Source organism: Lacrimispora brassicae, assembly GCF_054772055.1.
In genome coordinates, this window is record NZ_BRYH01000027.1 from 1 (window position 1) to 17,331 (window position 17,331).

Sequence of the window (17,331 nt, forward strand, 5' to 3'; positions counted from 1 at the left end):
CCGTACGTACGGTTCAATGAGAGGGAAATAATTCTTAGCAATTATTTCTCTACTCTATTCAGCTTTATAAAATGGTGGTGTAGGTGTATAGTGTGTAGGTGATGTTGTATGGTGTGGCGGTGGAGCTGTATGGTAGGGCGATGGAGCTGTATAGTATATACATGCAAATATATAGTATGGCGGTGCAACTATATAGCGTGGCGATGCAACGACATAATAAGGCGAAGTCAACTGCGCACAGAGATTAATCTTGTCCGGAAGGCAAGTCTACCAGCGTATATTCACAATGAATAGCAGGGAGGATCTTGGACAGAAGGTCCGCGGTTTTAAACTTTAAGCTGGAGGTATTGATACAGGGATGGCAGCCAAAAAATTCGTTAGAAAGCACATCCTTATCGATCAGCAGCCTGACGCGGCGGTCTTTATCATTCATAAGCCCCAGGACCGAAACAGAGCCGGGGGTAATGTCCAGGAATTGAGTCATGAATTCTGCCTCTGCAAAAGAAAGCCTGGCAGAGCCGATTTGCCTGGAAAGAGCGGCAGTACGGAATTTTTTTCCGCCTGGCAGCAGGAGGAGATAAAAGTCGGTTTTCTGAGCATTTCGGAGAAACAGATTCTTGCAGATATCCATTTTTAACAGCGCATCTACCTCTTGGCAAGCTTCTATTGTGGGCAGTGGGGAGTGATCCACCCGCTGATAGGATATGTTTAATTTATCCAGCAGGTCATAGGCACGGATTTCTTTGGGAAGACGTCCAGCCAAGTCAACAGGCCGTCTGTCATAAAGGGTTTTATCCAGGTAAAAGTTATCGGTTGTATGAATCATGTGTTCCACTTCCTTTTGTCTTTTTATGATCTATTATAGCTTGGGGAGGAAATATTACAAGTATTTTTTATATGTAGAAGGATTTAGGTGGTTTTGGAGATGGAGATGTATTATAATAGCTGTGGAGAAAAGAGAGGAAAGAATACCTGTAGTAAAACAGGGATAGAAATAATTTGGGTTTTAGAAAGAGGCCGGATTTTATTGGGTGGAGATGTTAGATTGGGAGAATTGGGGAGAGACTAGATATAGGCAGAGATAAAATATAAAAAGAGATTTAGTTTAGAAAGATATAAAATATAAAAAGAGACTAAATACAGAAAGGGTAGATTACACTTATGATAGATAACAGATTGAAAAAAGAAAGATTTCGCGATGACAGATGGGTAAAAGGCAGTGATAATGAGAAGACAGGGGGACAGAAGAAAAAGGAAGGTGGCCGGAGCGGCAGCAACGCCGGCAGGAGCAGTGACAAGAGCGGATACAATGGCGGAAAGAGCGGCAATGACGCCGGCCGGAATGGTGTTAACAATGGTAAAAGTGGCAACGCTGGCGGCAGGAATGGCAGTACCGGAGGCAGGAATGATAACACCGAAGGTAGGTATGGCATCAGCGACGGCAAGAGTGGCAACGCTAGAGGCAGGAATAGCAGTGGGGCTGGTAAGGTTGTCACCAGCGGAGACAGAAATGGCAATAAGTATGGTAAGAGCGGCAACACCGGAGGCGGGAATAGCAGCAGGGCTGGTGAGAATGGCAGCACTGGAGACAGAAATAGCAACAAGTATGGTAAGAGCGGCAGCACTGGAGACAGAAATGTCAACAAGTATGGTAAGAGTGGCAACACCGGAGGCAGGAGCGGCAGCACTGGAGACAGAGATAGTAACAAGTATGGTAAGAACAGCAGTTATGGAGATAGAAATAGCAATAAGTATGGTAAGAGCAGCAGTTATGGAGATAAAAATAGCAATAAGTATGGTAAGAGCAGCAATACCGGAGACGAGAATAGCAACAGGGCTGGTGAGAGTGGCTACACTGGAGACAGAAATAGCAACAAGTATGGTAAGAGCGGCAGTTCTGGAGACAGAAATGGCAACAAGTATGGTAAGAGCAGCAACACCGGAGGCGGGAATGGCAACAGGGCTGGTGAGAGTGGCTACACTGGAGACAGAAATAGCAACAAGTATGGTAAGAGCAGTAGTTCTGGAGACAGAAATAGCAACAAGTATGGTAAGAGCGGCAGTTTTGGAGACAGAAATAGCAACAAGTATGGTAAGAGCGGCAACACCGGAGGCGGGAATAGCAACAGGGCTGATGAGAGTGGCTACACTGGAGACAGAAATAGCAACAAGTATGGTAAGAACAGCAGTTCTGGAGACAGAAATAGCAACAAGTATGGTAAGAGCGGCAACACCGGAGGCAGGAATAGCAACAGGGCTGGTGAGAGTGGCAACACTGGAGGCAGGAATGGCAACAGGGATGGTAAAAACGATAACACTGAAGGAAGGAATATCAACAGGGAAAAAAAAAGCGGTAACACTGGAGACAGAAACGGCAGCAGAGATGGTAAAAGTGGCAACAACGATGACAGGAACGGCAACTACAGCAGCAAGAGTGGACGAAACGGCATCGTGCATAATAAGGAAGGTGGAAAAACTTCTTCCAAATGTCCGGTATCTCGAAAGTGTGGAGGCTGTCAAATTTTGGATATGCCTTATAAAAAACAACTGGAACAGAAGCAAAAGTATCTGGAAGAATTGCTGAAGCCCTATTGTCCCGTTGCACCCATTATTGGAATGGACAATCCTTATCATTACCGTAATAAGGTTCATGCGGTGTTTGATCATGACAAAAAGGGCAATCCTATTTCCGGCGTATATGAGGCGAATTCCCACAGCGTGGTTCCGGTGGAAAGCTGTATGATTGAGGATCAGAAGGCAGATGAGATTATCGGAACCATAAGAGGTATGCTGAAGTCCTTTAAAATACGTACTTATGATGAGGATACAGGATACGGGTTATTGCGCCACGTACTGATACGAAGGGGATTTGCTACGGAAGAGGTTATGGTAGTTCTGGTAACTGCATCACCGATTTTTCCATCTAAGAATAATTTTGTAAAAGCGCTTCGGGAAAAGCATCCGGAGATCACTACGATTATACAGAATGTAAATGACCGGGAAACAAGCATGGTCTTGGGAGATAAGGAACATGTGTTATTTGGGAAGGGATATATTGAGGATATTCTCTGCGGCTTCCGTTTCCGTATTTCTTCTAAATCTTTTTATCAGGTAAATCCGGTGCAGACTGAGGTTCTCTATAATAAGGCTATTAAGGCTGCCGGACTTACCGGTGAGGAGAGGGTGATCGATGCTTATTGCGGCATCGGTACGATAGGGATTGTTGCCAGTAAATATGCAAAGGAAGTTATTGGAGTTGAATTGAACCGGGAAGCAGTGCGGGATGCCGTGGGGAATGCTAAGATCAACGAGATTAAGAATACCAGATTTTTTTGCAATGATGCAGGGGAATTTATGGTGAATATGGTGGAGAGCGGAGAGCATGCAGACGTGGTGTTTATGGATCCTCCCAGGAGTGGAAGCACGGAAGGTTTTATAGACTCAATAGCTAAAATGAGGCCGGAAAAGGTTATTTATGTGTCCTGCGGGCCGGAGACACTGGTCAGGGATTTAGAGTATTTTAGAAAAAGGGGGTATGAGGCGAAAATGGGATGGGGGGTGGATATGTTTCCTTCGACGAATCATGTTGAAGCAGTGATAATGATGACGTATTGTGGTTCAGATAAGAAAACCAAGGGTTAGACCACAAGATGTTGTGGTTTTTGGCTCAAAAACGACTGGTTTCAGAGCTCAAAAAATGCGATTTTTGACCCCGTTTTTTTGCCCCTTCCACAGATGACATAGATGATTTTAAGAAAATGCGATAGTTTTGGGTTAAGAGAAGGTAGCTAAAAAAAACCGGGATAATATTCTTCGTAAGGGTGTCATACGACCATAACAAGATGATGAAATTACAAGACAGTTCAGAGCTTACACAACTATGAAATGAAATTTTATATTGATTTGCAGAAGTGAATATATTATCAGTTAAAAATTAAGAGGCTAAGTTTCAGGTCAACTTTAATGACCTGCAGACTTAGCCTTTTTTTGTTCCCATTTTTTATGACACAGAAAATATAAAATGTAGGAGGTCAAATTCATCATGAGCAAAATTTTTTCTATCATTGGTCTGGAAACCAATACAGGAATTCGCGATGCTGGAATTATGAGCGGTATTCCGGAGGTAGAGGACATACAACGGTCCAATCTATACACGGAGCTTCTTGAGGACTGTGGTGCATCAGAGTACATCGCCGTGATCGCCAAATCTTTTCGTTACGGGCACGGTCCTCCCGAACCTGCTGGTGCGGAGGATTTAAGTTGGATTGCTCTGCATCGTGAAATGATTGAAACTGGTGAAGTGGTGGAACTACAAGCCTCCCGTCTCGTTATTATCTATCCCGGTCAAGGGATGCAACTTAATATGTAGCGCCTTTTGGCTTCAACTGAAACTGAAAGGCGCTTTTTCTTTTTCCTGAATCAACTATGATAAACAGAATAAGAAAACATGAGGCGTCGTCTTTGGAAAAAGGCGGCGCCTTTTTTGTTTTCAGCGAAAGGAGCATAAACCATGAATCAAAAAGCAAATCCATTAGAAAAGCCGGGTGCGGGAGCAACCGGTCCCCCAAAACGTTATGGCGTGCCGCTGCCAGCCGAGCGTTCCCGTTGCGAGGGCTGTCCTTATCCCCGTATCGGTTTCATTTGCTGGAGTTCGGATGGAACCTGTATGAAAACGGATGTTGATGCCATCAACCGCCGCAGTAAAGGCAGGTGAAAAAATGAACAGCATCATCAGCTGGGTAGGCGGAAAAAAAGCACTGCGGGAACTAATCTATCAGCGAATGCCCAAAGAGTTCGGGCGGTATATTGAGGTTTTCGGCGGCGGGGGCTGGGTGCTGTTCGGTCGGCCGGTTGATACCGCCATGGAGGTGTACAACGATTTTAACTACGACCTAACGAACATGTTCCGGTGTGCTAAGGAGCAAACACTTGCACTGATTCAGGAACTGAACTTCCTGCCGCTGAATGGGCGAGATGAGTTTGGCGTGCTTCGCAGGTATTTGGAGAAGCAGGAATTCACCAGTGAGTATCTGGCAAAGGAGTTAGAGCTTGCCGGGCGATCTCTCTCCCCACTTGAGCATGAAGATATCCGGCAGATTCTTACAGAGAAAGCAGTCATGAATGATGTGAAGCGCGCCGCCGCCTTCTATAAACTCATTCGATACAGTTACGGAAGCGGATGCACCAGCTTCGGCTGTCAGCCCTTTGATATCCGGAAAGCCTTTCACCTGCTCTGGCAGGCCAATGTTCGTTTAAAGGATACGGTCATAGAGAACAAGGACTTTGAAGACCTCATCCGACAGTACGACAGAGAAAATGCTTTCATTTATTGCGATCCTCCCTATTATCAGACAGAAGGACATTATGCTGTTGAATTCAGAAAGGAGGATCATTACCGTTTGCGGGATACGCTGACAGCCTGCAAGGGTAAATTTCTGGTCAGCTATAACGACTGCGAATTCATCAGGGAGCTGTATAAAGACTTCCAGATCGAATCGGTCAGCCGTCTCAATAATCTGGCGCAGCGCTATGACAATGGAAGTGAGTACGCCGAGGTGCTGATTTCCAACTATGATACTGGCGAAAGGTTGCGGGATATGCCATCACAGCTCAATCTTTTTGACACCGGTCTTTTCTTTGACCAATAACCCAACTCCCGCAAGGGGTATTAATGAAGGAGGAAACATTCTATGAAAATTATGAAAACAAAAGCGGTCGTCGATACCCAGGGATTTCTGACGCTTCCTGCAATTCCCGCAGGGCTGACACCTGGTGATCAGGTCAATGTCATTCTTGCATCCCAGGCGGAGGAATCAGCCCCTCTGCTTTTACTTACCCAATCCGGCATCGAGGTTGCCGTACCATTGTGCGCTTTGTCGGATGCTCCGGAGGACGAGGATGAAGCAGATGACGAGGACGGTCTGAATCTGCCGGCAGAGCTGCTGGAGGATGCGGGAATTCCTGCCGACAGTGCTCTGGAAATCATCTGTGGGGACGGCGCCATTGTCATTTTTGCCTCAGATATTTTAAATCAACTGCCAGAGGAGCTGACCGGGCTCTTTCAAGAGCTTGGTATTCACCCCGATACCGTTCGGGAGGTTATGAGAAAGGAGGGTTACTTTGTATGAATGCTAAAAACACATACCGCATTATCGACAGTAAGGGCAGAGTGCTGATTCCCAAGGACATGCGCTCAGCATCCGGACTGGACTACGGCGATATCGTAAAGCTGAATGTCCGTCAGGGTGCAGTCAGCATTCAGAAGGTGGAGCTTATCGAGGTGGGCGACCAGTCCCCTGAAGCGGTGGAAGCCTATGTACGCGCTGCCATCAAGCGTATGTCGGATGACACACAGTTGAGCCTCATCACCGATCTGACCGGGTTGCTCAAGCAAAGGAAGGAGAATTAATTGGTGGATGAAAAAAAGCTTTTAACTTCACAGGATTGCCAGCAGACCGGATATGATATCTCACTGGAGGGAAAGGTTGTGGTGCTGAGTGCGGACGCACTTCCGGAAGCCTTCCGCAGTACGGAGCATCAGTTGTATTTCTGTACCGGAGGCTTTGGCAGCAAGCCCAACCCCAGTGGACGTGCGGTCTTTGCCGTATCCCTGGCAGATGGCGAACAGATACGCTGGAACCGCAGTGACATTCTCGGCATTGCAAAGCCTGAAATTCTTACGGACCATGCCAGACTCCAGCTCTCACAGATTCGTCCGGCAGGAGCGCTGGACTTGAAAAATCATGAGCCTCAGTACAGCGGTTATTGCTTTCTGCCGGATGGCCGCTATACCTCCGGTGTGTGGCTTTGCAGCCCCAAGGAGGTGCAGGACTACATCGACCTGCAGAAGGAATATCAGCATCGAATCATGGTCTGCGACCGGGATGATTTCTGCGTTTTTGATATGGTGGATGGTAAACTCATCTATCCAACGCAGGAGATACTGGATGCACATCGCAAAGAACAGGAACAAAATGGCGGCATGGAGCTGAAGCTGTAACGCGTTGCAGACTTTGGCTCCTTTTATAAAAAATTGAAAGGAAGGTATTCTCATGGCAGAAAAGAAAAAGGGAAGGGTTGGCGTAATCGCCATCCTCATTCTCCTCCTGCTGCTGATCGGCGGCGGGATTTTTGTTTTTATGGAACAGCGTCCCGATTTGTTTATCCCGGAGGATGAGATCCTCACCCGTGGTGAGTTCGCTACTATTATGGTGCGGGATATCCCGCTGGACACAAAGGACGTGGAGAAAGACCCGGCCAGTTTCCCTGATATTGACGGACATTGGTCGGAAAAGTACATTGAGGCGCTGATTGATGCAGGCATCATTGACCCTGCTGACTATCCGGATGGCTTCCATCCCGATGATCCGATCACCCGTGCTGAAATCATCAAGATGCTGGTGCGTATCAGCGGAAAGGATGAGGAAGCGAAAAATACCCAGGGACACAGCGGCTATGACGATGACAAGGACATCAAGAATGGCGACAAGGGCTATGTCATTATCGGCAAAGAGGATGGCATTACCGGAGAAAATTCTGACGGAAAATTGAAGCCGAACGATCCGGTTACCAAGGGTGAGGCTAAGGATCTGATTGATAAAACGAAACCTCTTCCAACACCTACCCCCACACCGGAAATACCCAAGCCAACACCCGCGCCTAATACGCCCGATCCTGTAAAACCAACACCGACACCCGGCGGAAATTCGGATGACGATGATGATTCAGGAAGCTCCGGCGGCGGCTCCGGTGGTAGTTCCGGCGGAGGCCCCTATTCCTACCCGGATGCGCAGGTGCGTTTTGAGCTTCCCGAAACCGCACATACCGATACTGAAATCAAAGTCATGCCGGTATGGAAATACATGCAGAGCTTTACATGGACGTTGAGTAAAACTGCCGTGGACGGCTCCGAGCAGCCGGAAGAACTGACAGATGCCGGCACGCTCAGTCTGGAGGGCGGTATACTCCAGTTTAAGGAGCCGGGTAAATATACCCTGACCGCAACAGCGAAAAACGTCAGAGGAAAGGAAACCGTGCTATCCAAAACGGTGACGATCTACCCGGTGATTGACCTGACCTTCGCCCTGCCGGAAACCACCCACACAGACAAATCGGTGACGCTGTCCTATGCGCTGGAAGCTCTTTATGGGCATGACATCATGTGGACGGCAGAAAAAGACGGTGAAACAACAGCTCTTACCGATATGCTGGATGGTGCGCTTGGAAATGAGGGCGGCACCTTTGTGTTCAAGAATTCCGGACAACAGACACTTACAGCATCCCTGACCGATGAAACTGGCCGCAGCTTTACCCATACGGAAAGTACAACAGTCTATCCCGTTGCAGAGATTACCTTTGCGCTTCCTGAAGCAGCCCATACTGATACAGAGCTTAAAATCTCCACCACACTGCTAAATGCAGATGATATGCCTGTGGTTTGGAGCCTTATGAAGAATGGAGAGGCGGCTGAAATCGCAGAGGAACTGGAAGGCTCCCTGACCGATGAAGGCGGCAAAGTTCGTTTCAAGGACAAAGGCGTGTACCGTCTCACCGGAACGCTGACCGATGAAACAGGCAGAACCTTTGAAGCATCGCAAGCTGTTACGATTTACCCGGTAGGTTCCGTTGGCTTCTACCTTCCTGAAATCACTCATACCGACAAAAGTGTTCAGGTACAGGCATCATTCCAACATCTTGGGACTGCTGAAATCCAGTGGTCATTGACTCGAAATGGTGAAGCGGTCACGCTCTCGGACTACGTGGAAGGAACTCTAACTGGTAGCGACAGCACAGTCCGATTCAAGGAAAAGGGCGAATATATGCTGAAAGCCGCCTTTACGGACCCTGCAGGCAGAAGCTACAGCTATACTGCCCCCATTAAAGTCTATCCGGTACCGGGTATCACCTACCAGCTGCCGGGAACCGATCATACAGATTCCATTGTGTCAGTGATTCCCCAAACTGTGGAATTGAATGGCTTAAAGGTGGAATGGCTGTTGGAGAACAGCTTCGGATTCCAGGATCTTGCGACTTATCTTGACGGTACGCTTACAAATAGCGGAGGGACGATCCGATTCAAGCATGCAGGAAGCTATGAACTCATTGCCCGGATTACCGACGAAACCGGCCGTGTGTTCCTGTATGAGGATGGCGGAAAAATTGAAGTCCTGCCAGTGCTGACCCTTTCCTTTGAGCTGCCGGATGCCACCCATACCGACCGCACCCTTGACCTGCGTACCCGCGGCAATAACAATACGCTGCCGGTAGAATGGGTACTTACAAAAGATGGGGAGTCGGTTGAGCTTAGCGAAACGCTGGAAGGCAGTCTGAATGCTTACGGCGGGAAAATCCGCTTTAAGGATGTCGGAACCTACACCCTGACCACTTCCATGACAGACGCTCTTGACCGTGTATTTTCTTACAGAGCAGCTACAACAGTCTATCCTGTACCGTCAGTTACGTTGAATGTACCTCAGGTATGGTATGCAGGAGAAGCTGGGGCGGTCAGCGTCACCGGTACGGATCTGGAGAACCTCACTGCTAACTGGACAATCAGCAAGGACGCAGGCGAAGCCAAGCCTTATGCCTCCTATGCCTCTGGTTCCTTGACAGAAGAAGGTGGCTCCCTTACTTTTTCTGCAAAGGGAACCTATCAGCTGGTTCTGACCATGACAGACCCTGCCGGCCGCACCTATGAAAAAAGCCGGGATTTTACTGTCTATCCTATCCCGACCATGAGCATCAGCGTTCCTGCATTGACCTACAGCGGGGACTCCATGGCGGTTACCGCTTCGGGCTCGGAGCTTGCGGAAATGGATATGGCATGGCTTCTTTCTATTGATGGCGGAGCCGCCAGACCTTATACCGAGTATGCAACAGGTGCTCTGACCAAGAATGGTGGAAATCTGCATACCTCTACCAACAAGACAATCACCGTGAAGATGATTGTAGAAGCAACAGATACAAACGGCCGCAAGTTTACTTTTGTTTCAAATGCAGGAACAATCAAGCCTCTTGCCAGCTTCCCGTTTACCGTGCCGTCCTCCGTTCATATCGGCTCCGGTTTTAATGTATCCCTGCCGGCAGCCACCGGACTGGATAGTAGAAATCTTGTATGGTCCCTGACCAAGGGCGGCAGTCCGGCATCCTATACCGGAAGTCTCGTAAACAGTGGCGGCAATATTACCATCAGCGCCACAGGCAGCTATGTTCTGACTGCCAGCACCACAGATAGCACAGGGCGCATCTTCAGTTATGCTCAGAATGTCGCCATCACCAACAATGCACCGAACAAACCAACCGGAAGCGCCTCCGTTACCCGCACGGCTCAAAATGGTAAGCTGCGGGTGAATATTACTGCATCGGCTACCGACCCGGATGGGGATGCTGTCACTCTGGAATACTCCGGCAACACTACCGACAGCTATTATGCCGTGGGCGCTCATACCGTAAAGGTTCGTGCTAAAGATGCATGGGGGCTATACTCTGACTGGACAAATATCACCTTCACTGTGAGTAATTCCGCACCCAGTACCCCGGTGATTGCCCGCACACCAAACGGAAACAGCGTGGCTCCCGGAGTTGCCATTACCATTACCGCCTCCAGCACAGACCCCGACGGGGATGCAATCAGCTATATTTGGGAAGGCCGTCCTGCGCAGACAAGTACCGCATATCCGCTAGGGAAAAACGTGGTGCGAGTGAAAGCGGTGGACTCCACCGGCGCCGAATCTCCCTGGGCAGCGATTGTATTCTTTGTAGCCGACCCGAATCGCGGCGGCGGCATGACCCTGACAGGCCCCGAATCAGTCATTCTGGAGCAGGGCATCTCCGGCGCGACCATTACCAATTACACCTTCACCGTGCCGCCTGTTTCCGGGCATTCCGGCAATGACTACGGACGTGTGCGCGGATACAATACCTTGACCGGACAGTGGGATCAGCTCGACTACGGAACTACCACCAACGGCATCACTTTCAGCCGTTCCCTTTCCCCCGGCATCTATAGTCAGCTGGAGTTTTATTACTACACCAACCATGATTGCATGTATAACAAATCCAACATTACCTACAGTGTGGAGTTTTTCTTTCAGTAATTAGCCACACCCGGAAAGGAGGACTTTTTCATGAGTAATATTCAGATTAAAAACAACCGCATTCTGTACTACGGAAACACGGCAGGCTATCTCTCCGGGGAAAATGCCGTGGTCGATCCCATGTTCCAAACCGATGAGCTGAAATCCTATCTCACAGAAAAAAAGGGACTGGAAGTGGAATGGACACCCGGCACCTTCGAGCGTCTGGCGGCGGGAACCCTCGATCCAGAGGGCAACGCTGCACTGCTCAAGCGCTGCCGTGTGTGGCAGATTGCACCTGAAACGGATGTGATGATGAAATTCATCAGCTATGATGAATTTACAAGACGCTTCGGGGAACCAGACTCCGCCAGCTACCAGGTGGTGTATGACGGCGAGGTGGATACCAATGCACTGGAAGAGCTCTATACCAAATTCAATGTCGACCACCCACCCGGCTACGAGGGGCACAGCCTATCTATGTCAGATGTGCTGGAGCTGTATGACAAAAATGGCAGCACCTTTCACTACTGTGATACCTTCGGCTTCAAGGAAATCTCGTTTCAAGCGCCGGATCAGGAACAAATCCAGGGACCGCAAATGAATCTGTAGCTACAAACAACACAGCCATCGGGCTGTTTTTTATTGCTTAAAATGAAGGAGGAAAACACATGAACCAGCAATCGACACCCATCAAAATCGATGCCCGTATCAATACGATTCACCTGAATGGCAGGGTAAGAGCCTTTGCATCCATTACGCTGGCAGACTGCTTTGTTGTCCGGGGCGTGAAGGTCATCGAAACACCCACTGGCCTGTTTGCCGCTATGCCAAGCCGCAGAAGTGCCTCCGGTGAGTACCGGGACACTTGCTTTCCTATCGTAAAAGAGCTTCGGGAGCAGATCAATGAAGCGGTACTGGAAGCATACCGACAGGCACTCCTGCAGGCCGGGGAGCAGACCCTGCAAGTAGAAGAATCTGAAGAAGGAGGAATCACTCATGAGTAAAGCACAAACTGTACAGAAAGCAGCACAGACCGCCGCTGAACAGCCACTCCCCATGAAAATCGACGTGAAGATCGGCTCCATTCGTCCGGACGGCAATGTCAGGGCGTATGCATCAGTCAACCTAAATGACTGCTTTGCCATCCGCAACGTGAAAATCGTGGACAGTACCAAAGGACTGTTCATTGCCATGCCCAGCTATAAGGCTGGCAATGGCGAGTACAAGGATATCTGCTTCCCGGTCACCAAGGAGTTCCGCGAACAGCTCAACCAAGCGGTAGTTGACGCTTACCAGCAAGCTCTGACACAGAGTCAGGCCCAGGGCAGACAGCTGATGGAACAGGCATCCCAGCCGGAGCAGCAGCCCGGCATGCAGATGGCGGGGCTGTAGTCTCACCATGTCAACCATTCACCAATACTTAAAACCAAATAAAATAAAATGGAGGTCATTTCAATGAAAAAATTCGTATCCAAGGTAAGCAATAAGCTCACTACAAAGGCACTGGAAGCACAGGCTCTGCTCCGCAGAAAGGACGGGGAAAATTTCGTCGACACGGCAATCAAGATCCTTATGGCTGTTGTCATTGGTGCTCTGGTGCTGGCCGGATTGTATGCACTGTTCGGTGAGACCGTCCTACCTACATTAAAACAGCGTATCGTTGATATGTTCAATTATGGTGGCTGATCCGTCGCTCCTGCTGCAGGGCGGCTTTTTTATTGTCCTGCTGACTGCGGTATCCGCTTGGGATATCTGCAAACGGATCGTCCCCGACATGCTTTGCCTATGCATCGCCCTGACCGCTCTGCTTGATTTCACGCCGGAAAAATTGCTTGGTCTGATTCCCAGCCTCGTCCTGCTCAGTGCTGCCCTGTTATGGGGCGGCATGGGTGGCGGGGATATCAAGCTCATGGCGGCTTCCGGTCTGGTGCTGGGCTTTTACAACGGAATGACAGCGTTAGCGGCAGGACTTATCCTGCTTCTTCTGTTTCATGCGCTGTGTTTTATAATCCAAAAACTGCGCGGGAGGACTGTGCCAAGGGCATACCCTCTCGCGCCTTTTCTATCCATTGGCTGTCTTGCAGCCTATTTTTTATTTTGAAGGAGGGCTATCCCATGAAAAAAACATTATTCACTGTCGCTTGTGTCGCTGTTCCGGTTGCTGCAGTTACAGCACTGCTTATCCGCAGATTCCGAAACCGCCGCTTTTTTTGATTCTAATCCGAATTTTAATAGAAAGAAGGAGGAATTGTCTTTATGAGTTTTCTGAAAAACCGCACGATGCTGGGGGTACTCTGCATCGCGCTTTCATTACTCATCTGCTTTGCGCTTACTCCGCTGTTTAACCAAAGCGTATCGCAGAAAACAAGTATTGTCCGGGTGGTAAAGGAGATCAAAGCCGGTGACCAGATCACAAAGGATATCGTGCAAACGGTGGAGGTGGGCGGATATAACCTGCCGGAGAACTTACTGCGCCAGACCGACTCAGTAATCGGCAAATATGCCGAAGTGGATTTGTTTCCCGGAGATTATATCCTTACCGACAAGCTATCTGACGTTCCAGCTGCCGAAAATGCCTATCTGTACAGCTTAAATGGTGACAAGCAGGCCATTTCAGTCAGTATTAAAAACTTTGCCCAGGGGCTTTCCGGCAAACTCATCTCAGGCGATATTGTCTCGGTCATTGCACCGGACTATAAAAAACAAGGCGCCACAGTCATCCCCCCAGAACTGACGTATGTAGAGGTGATCGGCGTCACGGCCAGCACCGGGTATGACACAGACACCGGAGAGATTTCAGAGGATGAGGATGAAAAGGAGCTTCCCTCTACGGTGACACTGCTGGTATCGCCCGAACAAGCAAAAATCCTTGCAGCGCTGGAATCGGACGGAAAGCTCCACCTTTCTCTCGTTTTCAGAGGTTCCAAGGAAAATGCCGTTCAGTTTACGGATCTGCAGGATGAGGTTATCGCCAAGCTGTATCCCATACTGACAGCATCGGGCGATACTCAGGCATCACAGCCTTCCGGCACAGAACCATCTGCTAAAACGGAGGCTCCTGCCACTGAAGCAGGAGGTGAATAACATGCTGAACTTTATGAAGGGAAGCCTTTTCTCCCGAGATAAAAAGGAAACCCTGCCGGAGGAACCGAAACAGGATGTTCAGGTGCTGGCAGTATGGGGCAGCCCCGGCAGTGGAAAGACCACCGTCAGTGTGCGTCTTGCCAAGTACCTTGCCGAACATAAAAAGAACGTGGCATTGCTGCTGTGTGATATGACCGCCCCCATGCTTCCCTGCATCTGCCCACCTGGTGACTTGGAGTGCGAACGCTCTCTTGGCAGTATCCTTGCCGCCACCCATGTAAGTGATCTGCTCATTGAACAGAACTGTGTGACCCATAAGAAAATCGGCAACCTGACCATGATCGGTATGCTCAAGGGCGAAAATGTCTTCACCTATCCGCCCTACAGCCAGGAGCTGGCGGCAGAGTTGATCGACCACCTACGGGATATCGCACCCTACATCATCGTCGACTGTGGCAGCTATATTGCTCACGACATTCTGTCGGCAGTTTCTCTTCTGGAGGCGGACTCCGTTCTTCGTCTGGTAAACTGCGACTTAAAATCCATCAGCTACCTATCCAGCCAGCTGCCCCTGCTGAAGGATCAGAAATGGGATGCAGATAAGCAGTATAAGGTGGCATCCAATGTACGCTCCAATCAGGCAGGAGAGCATATTGAACAGGTGCTGGGCAATGTGGTGTTTCAGCTTCCTCATTCCTATGAGCTGGAGAATCTCGCTCTGTGCGGAAATCTGTTTGGGGAGCTGAGCCTCAAGGACAGCCGGGGTTTTCGCAAGGAGATTGAAAAAATAGCAAAGGAGGTGTTTGGTGTATGAGCCGAAAGAAGCCTGGAAATGCAGACCAACAACTGGTATCTGCTCCGGTCATGAAAATAGATAAGACACAAACTGCGGCAGGCTCTCAGAGCCTGTTTTTTTCATCCTCAAATACCCGTGAATTTGCCGCAGTCCTGCGGGAGGTTCAGGCCCACATTTCCTCCCAATATGCGGGACTCATTACAGATGGCAGCAATGGTGAACGAAAGGAGCAGATCAAGCGCTACATTGCCAAGTACCTGCAGGATAATCGGGTAGCAGTGGCGGGAATGACCGAGAACCAGCTCACTGACGCGCTTTATACTGAAATGGCCGAATTTTCCTTCCTGACCAAGTACATCTTCGGGGAGGGCATTGAGGAAATTGATGTGAACGCCTGGGATGACGTGGAGGTGCAGTACAGCAATGGTATCACGAGAAAGCTGGAGGAACACTTTGAAAGTCCCGAACACGCGATCAATGTGGTACGCCGTATGCTGCATGTATCCGGCATGGTGTTGGATAACGCCAGCCCTACTGCACTTGGACATTTAAGCAAGAATATCCGTATTGCGGTCCTTAAGTCACCGGTGGTAGATGAAGATGTCGGAGTTGCCGCATCTATCCGTATTGTAAACCCGCAGTCCATGCAAAAGGATGACTTTACCAGAGGTGGGACAGCTACCGAGCCAATGCTGGACTTTTTATCGGAATGCCTGCGGTACGGGGTTTCCACCTGTGTGGCAGGAGCCACCAGCTCTGGCAAGACTACGCTGGCAGGCTGGCTTCTGACCACCATACCTGATGGAAAGCGTATCTTTACCATTGAGAACGGCTCCCGCGAGCTTGCATTGGTAAGGCGCCAAGATGGGCAAGTCGTAAACAGCGTCATCCATACGCTGACCCGCGACAGTGAAAATGAAAGGCAGCGGATTACGCAGACCAGTCTGCTGGATATGTCCCTGCGCTTTAACCCGGATTATGTAGTGGTGGGCGAAATGCGAAGCGCTGAGGCAAACGCGGCCCAGGAAGCCGCTCGAACCGGTATCACAGTGTTGACCACCATCCATTCCAATTCCTGCGAAGCCACATGGCGCAGGATGGTATCCCTGTGCAAACGCGCGGTGGATATGTCTGATGAAACCCTCATGGCGTATGTGACAGAAGCCTATCCCCTTGTGGTGTTCTGCAAGCAGCTTGAGAATAAGGCCCGCCGCGTGATGGAAATTATGGAATGCGAGATCCTGCCGGACGGCACAAGAAACTTCCGACCGCTGTTCCAGTACCACATTACCGAAAACCGTATGGATAACGGTAAATTCATCATTACAGGACACCATGAGATCGTACAGGGCATCTCAGGGAGTCTGCAGAGAAGGCTGCTGGAGAACGGCATGCCGCAAAGTACCTTGAAGCGCATTCTTGCGATGGGAGGTGCCGCATGACAGGAATCCTTTTAATCGCCTGCATCGGTTTGATTGCAGGCGCTTTTCTCATCCTCGGCCTTTCCCCTCTGGAATTTACAGATGGCCTGTTCGGGTTTCTGACCCGAAAGGATCAAAGCATTCGTGCGCAGATCAACGAAAGCACGAACCGGAAAAAGACTCGTTTTCTACGCCGGGAGATAATTGAAGTGCAGGAGATTTTAAAGCTCACCGGACGCGCAAGCCGCTTTTCCATGGTGTGCGCGGTGTCGCTGTTACTTTTCGCGGCAGGGGCGGCCTTTGCTATTCTGCTAAACAATGTGTTTCTGGTGCCAGTGCTGGCGGCGGGGCTGATGTTTCTGCCCTTCTGGTACATCCGACTGACGGCGTCCCATTACAAAAAGGCGGTGGCGGCTGAGCTGGAAACCGCGCTCTCCATCATTACCACATCTTACTTAAGAAATGAGGACATCCTCACCGCCGTGGAGGAAAGCGTACAGTATTTGAACCCGCCGGTAAAAAACGTGTTTACAGAATTTCTGGCACAAACCCAGCTCATTGACCCAGATGTGGAAGCGGCACTCCATGCCATGAAGCCCAAGATCCAGAACGATGTGTTTCATGAATGGGTGGATGCCATCAGCTCCTGCCGTTATGACAGAAGCCTAAAAACCACGCTGACGCCTATTGTCTCAAAGCTCAGCGATATGCGGATTGTCAATGCGGAGCTTGAGTATCTGGTATCAGAGCCCCGCAAGGAATTTATCATCATGGCGATGCTGGTGGTGGGCAATATCCCCATTATGTACATGCTGAACCGGGACTGGTATCATACGCTGATGCACACTATGGTGGGGCAGATCATTCTGGCAATTTGCGCTGCCGCTATCTTTATTTCTGCGGCATTTGTGATACGGCTAACCAAGCCCATTGAGTACAGGAGGTGACCGGG

19 protein-coding genes and 1 pseudogene are annotated in these 17,331 nt (G+C 49.5%); 19 read left to right on the forward strand and 1 reads right to left on the reverse strand.

Annotation, left to right across the window (positions count from 1 at the left end; all coding sequences use genetic code 11):
- Nucleotides 1-244: 244 nt before the first annotated feature.
- Entirely contained in the window at nucleotides 245-826 is a 582-nt protein-coding gene (locus ACYVD3_RS13880; protein ID WP_460643123.1) for a prolyl-tRNA synthetase associated domain-containing protein, read from the reverse strand.
- A 99-nt stretch (nucleotides 827-925) separates the two neighbouring features.
- Here ACYVD3_RS13880 and ACYVD3_RS13885 point away from each other — a divergent pair, with 99 nt between their 5' ends.
- The 19 genes and pseudogenes from ACYVD3_RS13885 (at nucleotide 926) to ACYVD3_RS13975 (ending at nucleotide 17,326) form a co-directional block, all read left to right on the forward strand.
- Nucleotides 926-1,069, forward strand: coding sequence for a hypothetical protein (locus tag ACYVD3_RS13885; protein ID WP_460643124.1), 144 nt, complete (start codon nucleotides 926-928; stop codon nucleotides 1,067-1,069).
- A 156-nt stretch (nucleotides 1,070-1,225) separates the two neighbouring features.
- Nucleotides 1,226-2,584, forward strand: coding sequence for a hypothetical protein (locus tag ACYVD3_RS13890; protein ID WP_460643125.1), 1,359 nt, complete (start codon nucleotides 1,226-1,228; stop codon nucleotides 2,582-2,584).
- Nucleotides 2,482-3,642 (forward strand): annotated as a pseudogene (rlmD, locus tag ACYVD3_RS13895) (23S rRNA (uracil(1939)-C(5))-methyltransferase RlmD); the annotation flags it as partial. The gene ACYVD3_RS13890 and the pseudogene rlmD, both read left to right, overlap by 103 nt.
- 400 nt (nucleotides 3,643-4,042) lie before the next feature.
- A complete protein-coding gene (locus ACYVD3_RS13900; protein WP_033165225.1) occupies nucleotides 4,043-4,369 on the forward strand; it encodes a hypothetical protein in 327 nt (108 codons plus the stop codon).
- A 141-nt stretch (nucleotides 4,370-4,510) separates the two neighbouring features.
- Nucleotides 4,511-4,714: a hypothetical protein gene (locus tag ACYVD3_RS13905; protein WP_045092422.1), complete on the forward strand. Its 204-nt coding sequence runs from the start codon at nucleotides 4,511-4,513 to the stop codon at nucleotides 4,712-4,714.
- 4 nt (nucleotides 4,715-4,718) lie between these two features.
- Nucleotides 4,719-5,648, forward strand: coding sequence for a DNA adenine methylase (locus ACYVD3_RS13910; RefSeq protein WP_045092423.1), 930 nt, complete (start codon nucleotides 4,719-4,721; stop codon nucleotides 5,646-5,648).
- A 42-nt stretch (nucleotides 5,649-5,690) separates the two neighbouring features.
- Nucleotides 5,691-6,128, forward strand: coding sequence for a hypothetical protein (locus ACYVD3_RS13915; protein WP_045092424.1), 438 nt, complete (start codon nucleotides 5,691-5,693; stop codon nucleotides 6,126-6,128).
- Nucleotides 6,125-6,409, forward strand: a complete 285-nt coding sequence (locus ACYVD3_RS13920; protein WP_045092425.1) for an AbrB/MazE/SpoVT family DNA-binding domain-containing protein — start codon at nucleotides 6,125-6,127, stop codon at nucleotides 6,407-6,409. Before ACYVD3_RS13915 ends, ACYVD3_RS13920 begins: the two co-directional genes overlap by 4 nt.
- Nucleotides 6,410-6,412: 3 nt before the next feature.
- On the forward strand, nucleotides 6,413-7,000 hold the full coding sequence (locus ACYVD3_RS13925; protein ID WP_045092443.1) for a hypothetical protein: 588 nt from the start codon (nucleotides 6,413-6,415) through the stop codon (nucleotides 6,998-7,000).
- Nucleotides 7,001-7,052: 52 nt separating this feature from the next.
- A complete protein-coding gene (locus tag ACYVD3_RS13930; protein WP_460643126.1) occupies nucleotides 7,053-11,096 on the forward strand; it encodes an S-layer homology domain-containing protein in 4,044 nt (1,347 codons plus the stop codon).
- Between the two features lie 30 nt (nucleotides 11,097-11,126).
- Entirely contained in the window at nucleotides 11,127-11,687 is a 561-nt protein-coding gene (locus ACYVD3_RS13935; protein WP_045092427.1) for a YodL domain-containing protein, read from the forward strand.
- A 59-nt stretch (nucleotides 11,688-11,746) separates the two neighbouring features.
- Entirely contained in the window at nucleotides 11,747-12,082 is a 336-nt protein-coding gene (locus ACYVD3_RS13940; protein WP_045092428.1) for a SpoVG family protein, read from the forward strand.
- A complete protein-coding gene (locus ACYVD3_RS13945) occupies nucleotides 12,075-12,470 on the forward strand; it encodes a SpoVG family protein (protein ID WP_045092429.1) in 396 nt (131 codons plus the stop codon). Before ACYVD3_RS13940 ends, ACYVD3_RS13945 begins: the two co-directional genes overlap by 8 nt.
- A 63-nt stretch (nucleotides 12,471-12,533) precedes the next feature.
- The gene (locus ACYVD3_RS13950; protein WP_024345959.1) at nucleotides 12,534-12,764 is read left to right on the forward strand and encodes a DUF6133 family protein; all 231 of its coding nucleotides are present in this window, start codon (nucleotides 12,534-12,536) and stop codon (nucleotides 12,762-12,764) included.
- Nucleotides 12,739-13,179 (forward strand): A24 family peptidase, encoded by a 441-nt coding sequence (locus tag ACYVD3_RS13955; protein ID WP_460643127.1) that lies wholly within the window; start codon nucleotides 12,739-12,741, stop codon nucleotides 13,177-13,179. The genes ACYVD3_RS13950 and ACYVD3_RS13955 overlap by 26 nt, the downstream gene beginning before the upstream one ends.
- Before the next feature lie 155 nt (nucleotides 13,180-13,334).
- A complete protein-coding gene (gene cpaB / locus ACYVD3_RS13960) occupies nucleotides 13,335-14,162 on the forward strand; it encodes a Flp pilus assembly protein CpaB (RefSeq protein WP_045092431.1) in 828 nt (275 codons plus the stop codon).
- A gap of 1 nt (nucleotide 14,163) precedes the next feature.
- Entirely contained in the window at nucleotides 14,164-14,976 is an 813-nt protein-coding gene (locus tag ACYVD3_RS13965) for an AAA family ATPase (protein WP_045092432.1), read from the forward strand.
- A gap of 50 nt (nucleotides 14,977-15,026) precedes the next feature.
- Nucleotides 15,027-16,400 (forward strand): ATPase, T2SS/T4P/T4SS family, encoded by a 1,374-nt coding sequence (locus ACYVD3_RS13970; protein ID WP_460643197.1) that lies wholly within the window; start codon nucleotides 15,027-15,029, stop codon nucleotides 16,398-16,400.
- Nucleotides 16,397-17,326: a type II secretion system F family protein gene (locus tag ACYVD3_RS13975; RefSeq protein ID WP_045093669.1), complete on the forward strand. Its 930-nt coding sequence runs from the start codon at nucleotides 16,397-16,399 to the stop codon at nucleotides 17,324-17,326. The genes ACYVD3_RS13970 and ACYVD3_RS13975 overlap by 4 nt, the downstream gene beginning before the upstream one ends.
- Nucleotides 17,327-17,331: the final 5 nt, after the last annotated feature.

Bases quoted from the DNA above. Each gene is read 5' to 3' on its own strand.
- ACYVD3_RS13975 (WP_045093669.1), top strand. From the start codon at position 16,397: ATGACAGGAATCCTTTTAATCGCCTGCATCGGTTTGATTGCAGGCGCT.
- cpaB (WP_045092431.1), top strand. From the start codon at position 13,335: ATGAGTTTTCTGAAAAACCGCACGATGCTGGGGGTACTCTGCATCGCG.
- ACYVD3_RS13910 (WP_045092423.1), top strand. From the start codon at position 4,719: ATGAACAGCATCATCAGCTGGGTAGGCGGAAAAAAAGCACTGCGGGAA.
- ACYVD3_RS13905 (WP_045092422.1), top strand. From the start codon at position 4,511: ATGAATCAAAAAGCAAATCCATTAGAAAAGCCGGGTGCGGGAGCAACC.
- ACYVD3_RS13965 (WP_045092432.1), top strand. From the start codon at position 14,164: ATGCTGAACTTTATGAAGGGAAGCCTTTTCTCCCGAGATAAAAAGGAA.
- ACYVD3_RS13920 (WP_045092425.1), top strand. From the start codon at position 6,125: ATGAATGCTAAAAACACATACCGCATTATCGACAGTAAGGGCAGAGTG.
- ACYVD3_RS13880 (WP_460643123.1), bottom strand. From the start codon at position 826: ATGATTCATACAACCGATAACTTTTACCTGGATAAAACCCTTTATGAC.
- ACYVD3_RS13930 (WP_460643126.1), top strand. From the start codon at position 7,053: ATGGCAGAAAAGAAAAAGGGAAGGGTTGGCGTAATCGCCATCCTCATT.
- ACYVD3_RS13885 (WP_460643124.1), top strand. From the start codon at position 926: ATGGAGATGTATTATAATAGCTGTGGAGAAAAGAGAGGAAAGAATACC.
- ACYVD3_RS13900 (WP_033165225.1), top strand. From the start codon at position 4,043: ATGAGCAAAATTTTTTCTATCATTGGTCTGGAAACCAATACAGGAATT.
- ACYVD3_RS13945 (WP_045092429.1), top strand. From the start codon at position 12,075: ATGAGTAAAGCACAAACTGTACAGAAAGCAGCACAGACCGCCGCTGAA.
- ACYVD3_RS13890 (WP_460643125.1), top strand. From the start codon at position 1,226: ATGAGAAGACAGGGGGACAGAAGAAAAAGGAAGGTGGCCGGAGCGGCA.
- ACYVD3_RS13940 (WP_045092428.1), top strand. From the start codon at position 11,747: ATGAACCAGCAATCGACACCCATCAAAATCGATGCCCGTATCAATACG.
- ACYVD3_RS13970 (WP_460643197.1), top strand. From the start codon at position 15,027: ATGAAAATAGATAAGACACAAACTGCGGCAGGCTCTCAGAGCCTGTTT.
- ACYVD3_RS13915 (WP_045092424.1), top strand. From the start codon at position 5,691: ATGAAAATTATGAAAACAAAAGCGGTCGTCGATACCCAGGGATTTCTG.
- ACYVD3_RS13950 (WP_024345959.1), top strand. From the start codon at position 12,534: ATGAAAAAATTCGTATCCAAGGTAAGCAATAAGCTCACTACAAAGGCA.
- ACYVD3_RS13935 (WP_045092427.1), top strand. From the start codon at position 11,127: ATGAGTAATATTCAGATTAAAAACAACCGCATTCTGTACTACGGAAAC.